We start from the raw sequence: 15,549 nt of genomic DNA, 5'->3' as shown, positions 1-15,549 counted from the left end.
CGGAATTCCCTGGCCGCCTTGTCGAAGCAGCCTCTCTGAGAGCGTCATGCGCGAATTCGGCGAAAGGTTTAGGGGTAAGGAAAAATATTCTGTCGCCCGTACCGATTTGCCCTTCCGGACATGACAGACAGCCCGCCGCGCGGCAATAATCGCCGCCTGCCGTTTGCCCGGAAGCCAGGACCATGACCACCGATACCCCTGCCCCACAGCACGACCGCCTTGTCCGTCTGCTGGGCTTTCTCAGCCACGACCCGACCAACCCGGCATTGCTGGCGGATGCCCTGAACCTGGCGATCGAGACCGGTGACCTGAGCAACGGCAAGCGCCTGCTCGATCACCTCGAACAACACCACGTCGACACACCACAGCTCTGCGCCCTGGCCCTGCACCTGGCCCTGCAGGCCCATGACTTCGGCACGGCGGCGGCGTATGGCGACAAGGCAGTCAACGCCGGCATCGAGCATCCGGCGGTGATCTACAACGCCGCCTTCGCGCACTTCTACAGCGGCGACTACGTCGGCACCGCCGACCTGTTCGCCCGCCACGCCGGCCCGCAGGACAGCAGCGCCGCCCTGCTCCTGCACGCCCGCGCCCTGCACCATCAGGAACTGACCGAAGAGGCCGAGCCACTGGTCGAGCAGGCGCTGCAGCAGGAACCGGACAGCAACGAAGCACGCGGCCTGCTGGCCCTGCTGCGCTACGAGAACGACGACCTCGATGGCGCGCTGCGCCTGGCCCGGGATGTGCTGGTCGATGCACCCGACCAGCTCGACGCCCTGATCGCCTGCGCGTCGGCGCATTTCGAACAGCGCGACATCGCCGGCTCGCGCAGTGCCTGGCAGCACACGGTCCAGGCCCACCCGCAATGCGGACGTGCCTGGTCCGGCCTGGGCCAGCTGGAGTTCAACGAACTGCAGTTCGACCAGGCGCTGCAACACCTGCGCCAGGCGGTCGAGTTCATGCCGGACCATATCGGTACCTGGCACCTGCTGGCCTGGATTCACATCCTGCGCAACGACAGCCACGCAGCGCGCGAAGCCCTGCTCAAGTCCTATGAGCTGGACCGCAACTTCGGCGAGACCCATGGTGGCCTGGCGGTGGTCGACATCATGGACGGCCTGGAAGAGGAAGGTCGTTTCGGCATTCGCCGCGCGCTCAAGCTCAACCCCGACGGCCTCGGCGCGCGCTATGCCGAGATGCTGCTCCTGCAGCGCGCGGGCAAAGCCGAGGAAGCCGCCGACCTGGTCCGCCAGGTCCTGGCGAAAACCTCGCCCGACGGCCACAACAGCGGCCAGATCCTGCTCGAACGCTGGCTGCGCGAACATCAGGACAACCGCGGGCCGGCACGCCCCGATCACCATTGAACCGCGCCAAACGGAGCCCCTTCATGCTGGAAGCACACGAGTACCTGCACCTGGCCATCCATGCCAGCCAGGAAAACAACCACCACACCGCCCTGGACTACCTGGAGCGCGCTCTGGCGCTGGAGCCCGACAACCCTGGCGTGCGCTATTTCCAGGCCGCCGAATATGCCGAACTGGGCCTGTATCCGCGGGCAATTCTGTGCATGACCACGGTCCTCGAACTGGACCCGAACATGGACCTGGCACGCTTCCAGCTGGGTCTGCTGCACCTGCAGCAACAGCAGACCGAACAGGCTCGCGCGGCCTTCGAACTGCTGTTCGCCAACGGCACCGACGAAAGCCTGCGGGTGTTCGCCGACGCCTATGTCGCCCTGATCGATGAAGAGCAGGAGGTCGCCATCGACAAGTTCGAACGTGGCCTGGCCCTCTGCGAGAACCTGCCGCTCAAGGGCGACATGCTCCGCGTGCTGGCAACCCTCAAGCCCGAGGACAGTCCGGCTCCGGCCGAGGCCCCGGCGGCGCAGGACAACGCCCCGGTGTTTCTCGGTGCCTACCGGGATGTGCTCGAGACGCCTTGAATGACCGGCATCGATCCCACGCGCCTGTCGCGCATCCTCACCAGCCTGAGCAAGCCGGCGCAGGGTAACGCCAAGGCGTCCTCCGCGGCGCCGGCAGGCAGCGCCGCCAGACCGGACCCGAAAGCCCCCGCCGTCCTGCGTGCGCGCCTGCGCAGCCGGCTGCGCGCCTTGCGGCAGAGCCAGGAAGACTTCAACGCCCGTGCGCCGATCGTCACGGTGCAGGAGATCCTGCGCTGGGAGTTCGGCGAGAACGTGGTGACCCACAGCGAGTTCGAGCGGGTCGCGGAGAAAGTCGCCGAGGCGATGCTGGCCGACGAGAACGTCGCAGGCGCGGTGTATCGGGTGATCGAGGCGATGCTGGCAGGGGCTTAGCCAGCTTGCACGCCCCCACCCCGCATTAATTCCTAAAAAGAATTAACAAATAAAAAATCATTATTTCTGGTTCTAAAAGGAAATCCGTAGTCTCAGCCCATGTCTCCCGGCCTCAGACAAGGAATCCACCATGAGCCAAGCCGCCACCGTCATCGACTTCACCCTCCACCGCAAACGCAAGCAAGCCCAGCAACAGGGTCGTCTGCTGTGGGCGATGTACGCGCAACAGGCCGGTTTCGCCGGGCAGCCCGGGAGTGTCGCGACGTCCGCGACGAAAACGCCGCGCCAGGCGTGAGGCGAACATGAATACCCCGACCCGCTTTCTCGTGACCTCCGACGAGCCACCCCTGACCCTGCCGGAAGCCGCCAGTCCCGATGACGACGGCATCGGCCAGCGGGTCGCGCGCAATCTGCAACGCCTGCGCGGCAAGCGCCAGCTGTCCCTGGATGCACTGGGTCGCGCCAGCGGGGTGAGCCGGGCGATGCTGGCGCAGATCGAGTCGGGGCGCAGCGTGCCGTCGATCCGGGTGCTGTGCAAGATCGCCAGTGGGTTGAAAGTGTCGGTGGCGGCGTTTCTCGACCACAACGAATGCGCCGGGGTGACGGTGCTGCCGGCCCGCGACAGCAAACGCCTGGTCAGCGCCAGTGGTGCCTTCGTCAGCCGCGCGCTGTACCCGGTGGATGCCGCGCATCAGGCGGAATTCTACGAGTTGCGGCTAAGCCCGCTGGGCGAGGAGTACTCCGCCGGACATGCGCCGGGCGTGCGGGAGAATCTGGTGGTGGCCCAGGGGGCGCTGGAGATCAGCGTCAACGACGAGCGTTTTCTGCTGGCGACCGGCGATTCGATCGTCTTCTATGCCGACCAGCCCCACCGCTACCGGAACCCGGTGGACAGCGAGGCGGTGGCCTATCTGGTGGTCACCCACCCGGAATAGCGCAAGGACCGCGAAGCGGTCCCGCGGCACTCACTTCAGCAGGTGCAGCACATCACCGGCATGCCGTTGCAGCTCATCATCATCGGCATGCTGCAGTCGCTCATCATCTTCATCATCAGCATGCAGCAGTTGTTCATCATCTCCATGCTCATGCCTGCCATCGGCATCATCTTGCAGGTCATGCGGTCGGCCATGACGTTGCACTCCATCATGCACTTCATCATCGGCATCATCATGCCGCCCATGGGCATGCTCATCATCGGCTGGGTCATCTGATTCATGCCCATCAGCATCAGGTTGCCGCACTGCATCATCATCGGCATGCCGCAGTTCATCATCATGCCCATCATGTCCGCGCTGCTGCGGAACATCGCCATGTCCATGCCGGCGGCCGGCTTCATGGTGCAGAGCATGCCGTCCTCGACCATTTCGCAGGTCATGGTGGCCATCATCATCGGCATGCCGGTCATTGGCATCATCGGCATGCTGGTGTTCATCGGCATCTGCATTGCGTTCATCATGGTGAAGTCCTTGTACAAGTTGACGAGAGGGGGTGGATTCGATGGGGGCGATTCTAGGGCCGGCCCGGATGGCGGCAAGATGGCGAAACAGCAGCGGACGGGGCTGTCGTGGCAGCCACCGGGTACAGATGACAGGACTTCCGGATGCAATGACGACGATAGCGAAGCAATCAAAGACGCAAAGGGCAGCTTGACGACGATAACCACAGGATGGATATCGCTGGAAAATCCAAGCTCATAACCTGGATGCATATTCGATCTAAGCGGCCGGCAAATAAACGCCGAGTACGTGTTGTCCGGGCGGGCGCCATCGCGGGCACAGGATGATTCCGGGTCTAGACTCAACCCTTCCCCCCCGGAGCCCGCCATCATGACCCCGAAGAACACCATCTGCCTCTGGTTCGCCGGCGACGCCCTCGATGCCGCCACGTTCTACGCCGCCACCTTCCCCGACAGCCGGGTAATCGCCGCCCACCCGGCCCCCGGCGACTACCCCTCCGGCAAGCAGGGCGACATCATCACCGTCGAGTTCAGCGTCATGGGCCTGCCCTGCCTCGGCCTCAACGGCGGCCCGATGTTCCAGCACAACGAAGCCTTCTCTTTCCAGGTCGCCACCGACGACCAGGACGAGACCGACCGCTACTGGAACGCGATCATCGGCAACGGCGGCGAAGCCAATGTCTGTGGCTGGTGCAAGGACCGCTGGGGCATCTCCTGGCAGATCACCCCGCGCCTGCTCACCCAGGCCATCACCGACCCCGACCCGGCCAGGGCCAAACGCGCCTTCGAGGCGATGATGCAGATGGGCAAGATCGACATCGCCGGGATCGAGGCGGCGCTGCGGGGCTGACCCGGCGCCCCCGTCAGTGCGCTAGTGGGAGAGGCCCTTGCGCTCGATCGCGAAGCGCCGCACCAGCAACGCCCCCAGCAACAACGACAGCGCACAGACCGCCATCACCACCAGGAACGCGCCGTTGAATGCACCCTTCGCCGCGTCCATCAGCAACTGCGCCTGCTCGGGTTGCAGCTGACGGGCCAGCAGCAGCGCTTCGTCCAGGCTGTCGCTTGCCGTCGCCTCGACGGCAAGGCGCTGCGCCGCCATGGCCCCGCTGTACACCGCCGACAGCACGCTGCCCAGCAACGCCACGCCGAGCGCGCCGCCGAACTCGTAACAGACCTCCTCGACGGACGCCGCCATCCCGGCCTGCTCGGCCGGCACGCTGGTCATGATGGTGCTCGACGCCGCGGTGAAGGTCGCGCCAAGGCCGACCCCGAGGGTGACCAGGGTGAGTGCCTGCACCACGGCACTGGCGTCGTGGACCACCAGGTACAGCCCCATGCCGATCGCCGACAGCAGCATCCCCACCGACAGCACGGTCTTCGCCCCCAGGCGCGGCAGCACATGCCCGGCCAGCGGCCCGGCGACGAAGGCGGCCAGGGGCAACGGCAGGATGAACAGCGCGGCCTCAAGCGGCGACAGGCCCAGCACCAGTTGCAGGCGCTGGGTGAACACCAGCTCCATGCCGATCAGCGTGGCGGCGGCGATCACCGCCGCGGCGACCGCGCAGGAGAAGCTGCGGTTGCGGAAGATCGCGAAGTCGATCAGCGGGTCGGCGCGCTTGCGCTGACGGCGCACGAACAGCACGGCGAACACCCCGCCGATCAGCAACGCGGCCAGCGCCGCCTCGAACGAGGGCTCGCGCTTGCCCGCTTCCTTGATCGCGTAGGCGAAGCCGATCAGGCAGACCATCACCTGCAGCGAGCCGAGCAAGTCCCATTGCCGCGTGGAGCGCACCGCCGAATCCGGCACATAGCGCAGGGTCAGGAGCAGCGCCAGCACCACCACCGGCACGTTGATCAGGAACACCGAGCCCCACCAGAAATGCTCCAGCAACACCCCGCCCACCACCGGGCCCAGCGCCGCGCCACCGGACGCCACGGCCGCCCAGACGCCGATGGCGAAGGCTTGCTCGCGCTCGTCCTCGAAGGTCAGGCGAATGATCGACAGGGTCGCCGGCATCATCATCGCCGCGCCGATGGCCAGCACCGCGCGGGCCGCGATCAGCATCGCCGAGCTGGTCGAACAGGCCGCCGCCAGCGAGGCCACGCCGAACACCAGCAGGCCCCAGATGAACAGGCGGCGATGCCCGACCCGGTCGCCGAGGGTACCCATGCCCAGCAGCAGACCGGCGCAGACCAGCGAGTAGATATTGATGATCCAGAGCTTTTCCGACGCGCTCGCCGCCAGGGCTTCGGTCAGCAGCGGCAACGCCGTGTACAGCACGGTCATGTCGATCACGATCAACAGCAGCGCACTGGACACCACCGCCAGCACCAGCCAGCGCCGATAGCCGGCCATTCCCGTCTCGAGATTCATCGCTTCCTGTCCTTTGTCACCTGAAAAAAGATAGGCGTATTTTCCATCGGTGATAAGGTTGAATAAAGATAGAAACCATCGGACATCCCGATATGAGCTTTTCACCCGATTCTCTCGAAGCCTTCGTCCAGGCCGCCAGCCTGGGCACCTTCAGCGCCGCCGCGCGCCGGCTGGGCAAAAGCCAGTCGACCATCAGCGAGGCCATTGCGCGGTTGGAGATCGACCTCGGCGTGGCGCTGTTCGACCGCAGCGCCAAGCTGCCGGTGCTCACCGACGCCGGGCGCTCGTTGCTGCAGCGCGCCGATGACGTGCTGTCGGCCAGCGAACGCCTGCGCCAGGCCGCCGACCTGCTCACCGCTGGCGTCGAATCGCGGCTGACCCTGGTCATCTCCGATGCCTACGACTCGCCGGATTTCCAGGCGCACATGGTCAGCCTGGGCGAGCGTTATCCGGATCTGGAATTCGAATGCGTGTTCGCCGAGTACGGCGATGCGCTGAACCTGGTGCGTACCGGTCGCGCCGCACTCGGCATCCTGCCGTCGGAGCCCGGATACCCGCCGGAAATCGGCCATGTGACCTTGACCGAGCAGGCCGAATTCGGCCTGTTCGTGGCCAGGGAACATCCGTTGACCAAGGCCGCTTCGCTGAGCCAGGAGCGGCTTGCCGGCTACCGCGCCCTGCGCCTCAACACCCTCGACGAGTCGCCGCAGCGCGGCCTGCTGCAGATCCCTCGGCAACGCAGCTGGTCGGCGCCGAGCTACCTGATCCTCATGGAACTCGCCACCCAGGGCTTCGGCTGGGCAATCCTGCCGCACTGGATGGTACGCACCTACGCCGCGCGCATGCTGGTGGAACTGGACATGCCGGGCTGGCCGCGGCGTTATCCGCTGGATCTGGTGTGGTCCAAACAGCGCTCGCTGGGGCCGGCGGGGGCGTGGTTGAAGGAGGCGTTGCGGGCAGGTGGCACGTGACCTTCCTCGCTTCCCCACCTCGTCCCGGGCACATGGCGTGTTGCTACCTGTTTCGCAATGAAACAATAATAATGGTATCGATTCCCATTTGAGTTATTCGCCATGCCGGCCCAGCCCCCTGCCCTGTCCACCGCCGTTGGCGAACTGTATGTCGAACACAGCCCCTGGCTGCATGGCTGGCTGCGCAAGCGCATGGGCAACCACTGCGATGTGGCCGACCTGGTCCAGGACACCTTCGTCAAGGTGCTCAAGGCGCGCAGTGCCCTGGACATTCGCGAGCCGCGGCATTACCTGTCCACCGTGGCCAAGGGCCTGATGATCGACCTGTTCCGCCGCCGCTCGCTGGAACAGGCCTACCTGGAAGCCCTGGCCAGCCTGCCCCCGGCCCAGGTGCCCAGCTCGGAAGCCCAGGCGATCCTGTTCGACACCCTGCTGGAACTGGACCGGATGCTCGCCGGACTCGGCGCGAAGGTGCGCGAGGTGTTCATCCTGGCGCAACTCGACGGCCTGCCTTACGCGCAGATCGCCACGCGCCTGGGGTTGTCGCTGCGCACGGTGAACAACCATATGCGCAAGGCCATGGAGCATGTCTGCCTGATGCAATGGGAAGACGCCGAATGAGCCGCGCGCCAACCCCGGCCCAGCGCGAAGCCATTCGCCAGGCCGCGCACTGGTACGTGCGCCTCGCATCGGCGACCGACGATGGCGAAGAGCACGCGCAATGGCAGCACTGGCACGACAGCGATCCCCTGCACCGTCAGGCCTGGCAGCGCATGCAGGTGGCCAGCGCCAGCTTCGGCGGTCTGCCGCAACGCCTGGCGGCGTCGACGCTGCTGGGTGCCGGGCATTCGCGTCGACAGGTGCTGTATGGCCTGGCCCTGTTGCTCGGTGGCGGGACGTTCGCGGCTCTGGGCTGGCGCAGCGACCTGCGCCGCGAGTGGAGCGCCGATGAGCGCAGTGCCATCGGCGAGCGCCGCGAAGTGCGCCTGGCCGACGGCAGCCGCCTGCTGCTGGATACCGACAGCGCGGTGGACGTGCGCTTCGACGCACGGCAACGCCAGTTGCGCCTGCATCGCGGCAGGATCCTGATCGACACCGCCAGCGATCCGGCGGCGCGGCCCTTCAGCGTCGTCACCCATTCTGGACAGGTGCTGGCATTGGGCACGCGCTTCACCGTTGCGGTCGATGAACAGGGTGCCGAGGTCGCGGTGCTGGAAAAAGCCGTGGAGGTGTCGCTCGATCCGACACGACGCCTGCGCCTGGAAGCCGGCCAGCGCGCCAGGTTCGGGGCGGCGGGTATCGGTCCGGTCCGCGCCAGCGATGCCTCGGTAGCCGCCTGGCAGGATGGCAGCCTGATCGCCATCGACCTGCCGCTGGGCGAGTTGCTGGCGCAGTTGTCGCGCTATCGTCCGGGGCTGCTGACCTGCGACCCGGCGGTGGCGGGAATGCGGATTTCCGGGGCTTTTCCGATCGACGATACCGAGCTGGCGCTGACCGCGCTGCAGGCCTCGTTCCCCGTGGCGGTGCGGCGCCGGACCCGCTATTGGGTGACGGTTACCGGGCGCACTTGAGATGGGGCCGACAGCACAATTTGCGGAATTTTTTCCACGACCTTGCACTTTGCCCGCCCCTCGTTCGGCTTTCCCTCCCATCTGCACAACATGATGTTCTTGGGAAGGGAAACATGAGTTCGAAGCAACGACCACACACCGCACTGGCCCTGGCCATCCATCTGGCCCTGGGTACGCTCGCTGCCAGCCCCGTCATCGCCCTCGCCGCCGAGGCGGGCAGCGAGCAGACCCGCGCCTACCACATCGGCGCCGGTCCGCTGACCGAGACCCTCGGCCGCTTCGCCAGCGCCGCCGGCGTGGTGCTGTCCTTCGACGGCAGCGTGACCCAGGGCCGCAACTCCCCCGGCCTCGAAGGCAGCCACAGCGTCGCCAGCGGCTTCGCCACCCTGCTCGCCGGCAGCGGCCTGCAGGCCGTGCGCCAGGCCAGCGGTGTCTACCTGCTGGTCGCCGTCGGCAACGGCGGCGCGCTGGAGCTGGGTGCCACCAGCATCACCGGACAAGCCCTCGGTGCCGTCAGCGAAGGCAGCGGCAGCTACACCACCGGCTCGACCAGTACCGCCACCAAACTGAACCTGTCGATCCGCGAAACCCCGCAGACCATCAAGGTCATCACCCGCCAGCGCATGGACGACCAGCACCTGGCGAGCATGACCGATGTGCTCAACCAGACTCCGGGCATCACCATGTCCCAGGACGGTGGCGAACGTTTCAACATTTACTCCCGGGGCAGCGCGATCAACACCTACCAGATCGATGGCGTGACCACGACCCAGGAAAACCAGACCCGCAACATGCCCAGTACCTTGCTGGACATGGCGATCTACGACCGGGTCGAAATCGTCCAGGGCGCCACCGGCCTGATGACCGGCGCCGGCGACCCCAGCGGTGTGGTCAACCTGATCCGCAAGCGGCCGACCCGCGAGTTCAAGGCCTACGTCCAGGGCAGTGCCGGTTCATGGGACAACTACCGCGCCGAAGGCGATGTGTCCGGCCCGTTGACGGAGACTGGCAACCTGCGTGGACGCCTCGTCGTCGCCAAGCAGGACAGCGACACCTTCATGGACTGGTACAGCCAGCAACGCGATGTTGCCTACGGCGTACTGGAAGCCGACCTGGACGACGCCACCCTGGCGCGTTTCAGCATCGACCACCAGACCTACAAGGCACTGGGTGCGCCCGGTGTACCGCTGCTGTTCACCAACGGTCAGCGCACCGACTTCTCCCGCTCGAAAAGCTCCGGCAGCCGCTGGCGCGACGACGAGATCGAAACCACCAACTACACCTTCGGCCTGGAGCGACAACTGGCCCATGACTGGCAGCTCAAACTGGCGGCCAACTACATGGATGTGAAGCGCGACTCCGACTCCGCCTACCTGCGCACCACCACCAACGTGGCCTACATCAACCAGGCGACCGGTGCCGTGCCGCTGATCCCCGCCGATGCCAAGGCCACGCAGTACCAGAAAGGCCTGGATGCCACCCTGCAGGGCCCCTTCGAACTGCTGGGGCAACAACATGAACTGATCCTGGGCTTCAACTACACCGAGTACGAAAACCAGCACGACGAGGACGACGCTCCCGCCGTGACGGTCAATTACTACACCTGGAACAACCAGATGGCGCGGCCGGCCGACAGCGCCTATTACCCGTTCCTCGACTACAACGTCGCCAGCCGCCAGAGTGGCTACTTCGTCGCCGGGCGCTTCAACCTGAGCGACAGCCTGCACCTGATCCTCGGCACGCGCGTATCCCGCTACAACTACGACTACTACCTCAAGGTGCTCAACAGCACCCTGCCGGCCACCGAAACCCGCATGCGCGAAACCGGCGTGGTCACTCCCTACGCCGGTATCGTCTACGACCTCACGGCCGAGCAATCGCTGTATGCAAGCTACACCGATATCTTCAAGCCCCAGGCCGACCAGGACGCCAACGGCAAGACCCTGGCGCCACAGGTAGGCAAGAACTACGAGCTCGGCTGGAAAGGTGAATTCATGGGCGGGCGCCTCAACGCCAGCACCGCGCTGTACCTGATCCAGCGCGACAATTTCGCCGAACAGGACGGCGGCAACCTCACGCCCTCCGGCGGCACGGCGTATCGTGCCGTGGACGGTGCCGAGACCAAAGGCATCGACCTGGAACTGGCCGGCGAACTCCTCCCGGGCTGGAACCTGCAGACCGGCTACAGCCATTCGCGCACCGAGGACGCCGACGGCAACCGCCTGACCACGCAACTGCCGATGGACACCTTCCGCCTCTGGACCACCTACCGCCTGCCGGGCAGCTGGGACCGCCTGACCCTGGGCGGCGGCGCCAGCTGGAACTCCAGTTCGTCGCTGACCTTCGCCCGCTACAAGGCCCGAGTGACCCAGGACGACTACACCGTGGCCAGCCTGATGGCGCGCTATCAGCTCAACGACCATCTGGCGGCGACGCTGAACCTCAACAACCTGTTCGACGAGAAGTACTACGCCGGCATGGCGGGCAGCTACGGGCACTACGGCGCGCCGCGCAACGCGACGTTGAACCTGCGCTACGACTTCTGAGCCCCCTCCTGTTCGCGCAGCCGGTCGAGCACCCGCTGCGCGTTCCCCACGCAATCCTGTCCGGCTGGCGGATGCTCGATACCCTCGATCGCCACCAGCAACTGCGCCTTGTTGCGCGCCAGGCGCTGCTGCAGCACTTCGATTTCCGCGACCTTGCGCTTCAACCCGGCCAAGAGTTCCTCGTGCTGCCAGCCGCCACTGGACGCCGGCAGCAGACTGCGGATCTCCTCCAGGGAAAACCCGGCGCTCTGCGCCCCGGTGATGATCTCCAGCATCCACAGGACTTCCGCGCCATAGCGGCGATAACCGTTGCCGCTGCGTTCCACGGCGGTGAGCAGGCCCGCCGATTCGTAAAAGCGGATGCGCGAGGCCGACAGCCCGCTGCGTTTCGCCAGTTCGCCAATTTTCATGATCCACCCCGCAGCAAAGTGCTTGACCTTAAAGTTCACTTTAAACCTAAGGTTGGCCCATCACCAACCGAGGCACTGCCGATGAACCTGTTCGATCCCCTGTCCCTGCCCAATGGCTCGATCATCCCCAACCGCCTGGCCAAGGCCGCCATGGAAGAAAACCTGGCCGACGCCGCACAGGCGCCTTCGGCACAGTTGATCCGTCTCTACCAGGCCTGGGCCGAAGGCGGTGCCGGCCTGCTGATCAGCGGCAACGTGATGATCGATGGCCGCGCCATGACCGGCCCCGGCGGCGTTGTGCTGGAGGACGCGCGGCAGTTGCAGCGCTTTCGCGACTGGGCGCGAACCGGGCAGGCCCAGGGCGCGCAGTTCTGGCTGCAGCTCAATCATCCCGGACGGCAGATGCCGGCCAATCTCGGCCAGCCGACCTGGGCGCCGTCGGCGGTACCGCTGGCGCTGGGCAATCTGTCGAAGCACTTCGCCCTGCCGCGGGCGATGGACGAAAGCATGATCGCCGAGGTGATCGCGCGTTTCGCCAACAGCGCCCGCCTGGCCGAGCAGGCCGGTTTCGATGGCGTGCAGATCCACGCCGCCCATGGCTATCTGCTCAGTCAGTTCCTCTCGCCGCTGAGCAACCAGCGCAGCGATCGCTGGGGCGGCTCGCTGGACAATCGCGCGCGCCTGCTGCTGGAGGTGGTCAAGGCGGTGCGCGCGGTGGTCTCGCCGCGCTTCGCCGTAGCGGTGAAACTCAACTCCGCGGATTTCCAGCGCGGCGGCTTCAGCGCCGAGGACGCCCGTGAGGTGCTGCTGCGCCTCGATGAATTGGCGGTGGACCTGGTGGAGCTGTCCGGTGGCAGCTACGAAGCACCGGCCATGCAAGGTGATGCCCGGGATGGCCGAACCCTGGCCCGAGAAGCCTATTTCATCGAGTTCGCCCGGGAACTGGGACGCGTGGCGCGGATGCCGCTGATGGTCACCGGCGGTATTCGTCGCCGTCCCGTGGCAGAACAGGTGATCGCCTCCGGCGTAGCCATGGCCGGGATCGGCACTGCCCTGGCCATCGAACCCGAGCTGCCCCGGCAATGGCGCCAGGGCCGCGACAGCGCTCCGGTCCTGCGCACGATCACCTGGAAGAACAAGGTGCTGGCCTCGCTGGGGAACATGGCGGCGGTCAAGTTCCAGTTACGCAGGCTGGGCCGGGGCAAGCCGCCTCGCCCGCAAGTCGCACCGTCCTGGGCGTTGCTTGTACAGCAGCTCGGCAACGCACGGCAGGCCCGGCGGTATCGGCGCTGGATCACCCTGCGCCGCGAATGACAGCGGACACCGGGCCCTGGACGTCAGAGCGCCGGACCGCGTTTCGAGGCGACATCGATCACCCTGATCGTACTGACCGGCGATGATGGCGAGGGAGATTGGGCGACCCGGAAACTGATGACATCACCGGGTTCCCTGTCCAGGATCGCCTGGGCCACATCCGCAACGGTCTGCACCTGATTACCGCCGACGGAGCGCAAGAACATGCCCGGGATCAGGCCGGCCAACGCAGCCGGTGAATTGGCTTCCACGCAACTGACCATGACGCCCTTGAGCGGGAACAGCTGCGGCATGTTCCATGCGTTGAGCGCCACCCATGGGTAGTCCACATCATGCCGGAAGGCGCAAATACCGACGCGTGGCGCGTACTTCTGCACCGTCGGCATCACGACGGGCACGGAGATCTCCCTGCTCACCGAGACCACGCTGACCTGGTCCCAGATTTTCCCATGCTCGATGATGGTTTCCATGCGTTCCAGCCTGCGGAAGTTGTCCGCCTTGGTGTTGTTGCTATTGATCGCACGGACACCATGGGCCAGGAAGCCCGCGTAGTCGCCGGCACTCAAGGCTGCCGCCGCGGCGACGCCGTCCACCTCCTTCATCTTGTCGCCTTCCTTGATCGCCACGGCATAGTCGGCATGGACCTTGGCCAATTCCAGGTTCCCCACCTCCCGGGCCTCGGCGGAGGCAGCCAGATGCCGGTCGATCACTTCCTGTTTCGCCAGCTCGGGGAAGAACTGGCTCTCGAACCTGGCGACCATTTCGTCGGAAGCGTCATGCATCACGATCTGGGTTTTTTCCAGGACCTGCACCTTGTCGTTCGACTGCATCGTCTGGTTTATCGAGGTTGACAGGGTGCTGCGGCGCGAGCCGATACCAAATACCTGAAACCCGGAAGAGCGGCTCCTGGTCAAGGCTTGCTGGGTCTCCTCGACGAACGAGTTGACCGCTTGCACGGCGTTGAAGGTGGCGTGGATGGAGGATGTCTTGGTGTCCTGGAAACGCGACACCACCATCAACTCGAAACTGCCTTCGCGTATCTGGTTGACCTGGAACTCGGTGGGCGCCAACAGCGCGATTTCCCCCAGGCTGGACAACGACCCCTGATACTTGCGTGAAGCCGCCATGGTCCCCGCGATCAACAACTGGACCTCGACATTGCGCAACGCGACATTCTGTTTCGCGTAGTCATGGTACTGCTGCGCCGCTTTCTCCTGGCCGGCAAGGCGCGCATCGTAGGCAATATAGTCATCCTGGATAGCGATACGGATCGGCAGAGCGCTGAAAGCCTCCTGGGTCATCACCGGCATACCCGCGTTCTTCAGGGAGACCGGCAGGTAACGGTCTACGGATTGCCCGTCGAGCACCGAAGCGATCGCTGCGGTCTGGTAATTGTTGGGCATGGTCGAAACCGACTTCGGCTTGATCGTGATCAGGCCCACTGGCGTATCCGGTTCGCTCTGCGGGTCGAACGCGGTTCCATTGTTGCGGAAGAACTTGATGCCTTGCTTGTCCACCGTGATCGTCGGGAGCAGCAGGAGTGTCGGCGCGACACCAGGAGAGGGTGCCTGCCGATAGCCGGACGCCGAATAGTTCTGATAATCGCCATTGGCCGTTGGATAGTAGAAATCCCGCACTTCGAAATACGTCGAATTCGGCTCGACCGCCAGGCCGAGGCCCGACACCAGCATCCCCGCAACGACCACCAGCATTCTCTTCATGATCAGCTCTCGGTTGTTCAATTGTTATCGCCGTCCGCATCCGGACGGCGCCTTTGCCCAGATCAGCCACACTGCTTGTCGATTTCGTTCTTCAGCGCGTTGACCTCCTGGATGCGCGGCATCTGCAACGTGCGAACCAGCGCCTCGGCCCGCTGCTCGATCAGCGCGCGGGTCAGACCGGTCTCGCCCTTGATGATCTCGGCCTCAGCGACTGCGCTGGCGATATCGATGCCCGCGCTGCCCAGTGTCCAGGCGCTCTTGGCCAGCCCGAAGGGCGAGAACGACAACAACAGGCTGAACGGCATCGTCGCGATCGAGGTCACGTCGACCGTCTTGTCGTTGCTGTACTTGATGAACACCGACGTCCACTCCGCGCCGCGGCTGGCGACGGCTTCGAGTGCCCTTCGCTCCACCTCGCCGATCCCGGGCCTGACGCCGACCGAGGCGAGCTTCTCGGCGGCCTTGCCGAGGATCACCCCGGCGACGGCCACCGCGATGCGGCGTTTCTTCATGGCATCAGCGCTGTCGAGATCCTTGGTCAGCGTCTGCAGGTCGGCGCGCAAAGCGCTCAGTGTCGCGTTGATGCGTTGTTCGCGGGTGGCATCGAAGTGGTTCAGGGCCGTGACGAAATCCGCGAACAGTTCCTTGTCCCGGTAGCTCGCGGCGGCCTTGCAGGAGGTCACCCTGGCGCCGTAGACGAACGTCTTGGCCTGGACCGCGCCGGTAGGAACCATGGCGACCAAGCAGGGGATCAGCGCTAGGGCAGGGAGAAATCGCATTGTCAGATCCTTCTTCCAATGAAACGGACTCCCTTACTTGTAGCCGAGAATCGGCAGGATGCATGGCCTTGGGCCACCCCTGTCACTGTT

At 65.3% G+C, this 15,549-nt stretch carries 16 protein-coding genes; 11 read left to right on the top strand and 5 right to left on the bottom strand.

The features are described from left to right. The first annotated feature begins 182 nt into the window (after positions 1 to 182). From CHB99_RS26840 to CHB99_RS26825, 5 genes are all read left to right on the top strand, one after another. Positions 183 to 1,364: a tetratricopeptide repeat protein gene (locus CHB99_RS26840; RefSeq protein WP_042128992.1), complete on the top strand. Its 1,182-nt coding sequence runs from the start codon at positions 183 to 185 to the stop codon at positions 1,362 to 1,364. Between the two features lie 23 nt (positions 1,365 to 1,387). Then, on the top strand, positions 1,388 to 1,942 hold the full coding sequence (locus tag CHB99_RS26835) for a tetratricopeptide repeat protein (protein WP_042128994.1): 555 nt from the start codon (positions 1,388 to 1,390) through the stop codon (positions 1,940 to 1,942). After that, positions 1,943 to 2,314 (top strand): hypothetical protein, encoded by a 372-nt coding sequence (locus tag CHB99_RS26830; RefSeq protein ID WP_042128996.1) that lies wholly within the window; start codon positions 1,943 to 1,945, stop codon positions 2,312 to 2,314. A 130-nt stretch (positions 2,315 to 2,444) separates the two neighbouring features. Then, complete coding sequence (locus CHB99_RS29900; RefSeq protein ID WP_167335889.1) at positions 2,445 to 2,609, top strand: hypothetical protein; 165 nt, start codon at positions 2,445 to 2,447, stop codon at positions 2,607 to 2,609. A 7-nt stretch (positions 2,610 to 2,616) separates the two neighbouring features. Then, positions 2,617 to 3,249 (top strand): helix-turn-helix domain-containing protein, encoded by a 633-nt coding sequence (locus tag CHB99_RS26825; protein ID WP_042128998.1) that lies wholly within the window; start codon positions 2,617 to 2,619, stop codon positions 3,247 to 3,249. A gap of 35 nt (positions 3,250 to 3,284) precedes the next feature. On the opposite strand, the gene CHB99_RS26820 is transcribed toward CHB99_RS26825, so the two are convergent. Further along, positions 3,285 to 3,770, bottom strand: coding sequence for a hypothetical protein (locus CHB99_RS26820; protein WP_084702940.1), 486 nt, complete (start codon positions 3,768 to 3,770; stop codon positions 3,285 to 3,287). Between the two features lie 370 nt (positions 3,771 to 4,140). Between CHB99_RS26820 and CHB99_RS26815 the strand changes: the two genes are divergently transcribed. Next, positions 4,141 to 4,620 (top strand): VOC family protein, encoded by a 480-nt coding sequence (locus tag CHB99_RS26815; RefSeq protein WP_042129002.1) that lies wholly within the window; start codon positions 4,141 to 4,143, stop codon positions 4,618 to 4,620. Positions 4,621 to 4,641: 21 nt separating this feature from the next. On the opposite strand, the gene CHB99_RS26810 is transcribed toward CHB99_RS26815, so the two are convergent. Beyond that, the gene (locus CHB99_RS26810) at positions 4,642 to 6,129 is read right to left on the bottom strand and encodes an MFS transporter (protein WP_042129004.1); all 1,488 of its coding nucleotides are present in this window, start codon (positions 6,127 to 6,129) and stop codon (positions 4,642 to 4,644) included. Positions 6,130 to 6,239: 110 nt separating this feature from the next. Here CHB99_RS26810 and CHB99_RS26805 point away from each other — a divergent pair, with 110 nt between their 5' ends. From CHB99_RS26805 to CHB99_RS26790, 4 genes are all read left to right on the top strand, one after another. Further along, positions 6,240 to 7,118 (top strand): LysR family transcriptional regulator, encoded by an 879-nt coding sequence (locus tag CHB99_RS26805; RefSeq protein ID WP_042129006.1) that lies wholly within the window; start codon positions 6,240 to 6,242, stop codon positions 7,116 to 7,118. Between the two features lie 102 nt (positions 7,119 to 7,220). Further along, complete coding sequence (locus CHB99_RS26800; protein WP_042129008.1) at positions 7,221 to 7,739, top strand: sigma-70 family RNA polymerase sigma factor; 519 nt, start codon at positions 7,221 to 7,223, stop codon at positions 7,737 to 7,739. Continuing rightward, complete coding sequence (locus CHB99_RS26795; RefSeq protein ID WP_042129009.1) at positions 7,736 to 8,689, top strand: FecR domain-containing protein; 954 nt, start codon at positions 7,736 to 7,738, stop codon at positions 8,687 to 8,689. Before CHB99_RS26800 ends, CHB99_RS26795 begins: the two co-directional genes overlap by 4 nt. Positions 8,690 to 8,802: 113 nt before the next feature. Next, positions 8,803 to 11,235: a TonB-dependent siderophore receptor gene (locus tag CHB99_RS26790; RefSeq protein ID WP_042129012.1), complete on the top strand. Its 2,433-nt coding sequence runs from the start codon at positions 8,803 to 8,805 to the stop codon at positions 11,233 to 11,235. On the opposite strand, the gene CHB99_RS26785 is transcribed toward CHB99_RS26790, so the two are convergent. Continuing rightward, the gene (locus tag CHB99_RS26785; protein ID WP_042129013.1) at positions 11,223 to 11,645 is read right to left on the bottom strand and encodes a MerR family transcriptional regulator; all 423 of its coding nucleotides are present in this window, start codon (positions 11,643 to 11,645) and stop codon (positions 11,223 to 11,225) included. The genes CHB99_RS26790 and CHB99_RS26785 overlap by 13 nt on opposite strands. A gap of 81 nt (positions 11,646 to 11,726) precedes the next feature. Here CHB99_RS26785 and CHB99_RS26780 point away from each other — a divergent pair, with 81 nt between their 5' ends. Beyond that, the gene (locus tag CHB99_RS26780) at positions 11,727 to 12,959 is read left to right on the top strand and encodes an NADH:flavin oxidoreductase/NADH oxidase family protein (protein WP_042129016.1); all 1,233 of its coding nucleotides are present in this window, start codon (positions 11,727 to 11,729) and stop codon (positions 12,957 to 12,959) included. 23 nt (positions 12,960 to 12,982) lie between these two features. On the opposite strand, the gene CHB99_RS26775 is transcribed toward CHB99_RS26780, so the two are convergent. Together CHB99_RS26775 and CHB99_RS26770 are read right to left on the bottom strand one after the other, a co-directional pair. Further along, positions 12,983 to 14,680 (bottom strand): PDZ domain-containing protein, encoded by a 1,698-nt coding sequence (locus CHB99_RS26775; protein ID WP_141137347.1) that lies wholly within the window; start codon positions 14,678 to 14,680, stop codon positions 12,983 to 12,985. A 62-nt stretch (positions 14,681 to 14,742) separates the two neighbouring features. After that, entirely contained in the window at positions 14,743 to 15,459 is a 717-nt protein-coding gene (locus tag CHB99_RS26770; RefSeq protein ID WP_141137346.1) for a hypothetical protein, read from the bottom strand. Positions 15,460 to 15,549: the final 90 nt, after the last annotated feature.

It is taken from the genome of Pseudomonas japonica (assembly GCF_900188455.1).
GTDB lineage: Bacteria > Pseudomonadota > Gammaproteobacteria > Pseudomonadales > Pseudomonadaceae > Aquipseudomonas > Aquipseudomonas japonica.
This window is presented reverse-complemented; position numbering and strand designations above follow the sequence as displayed.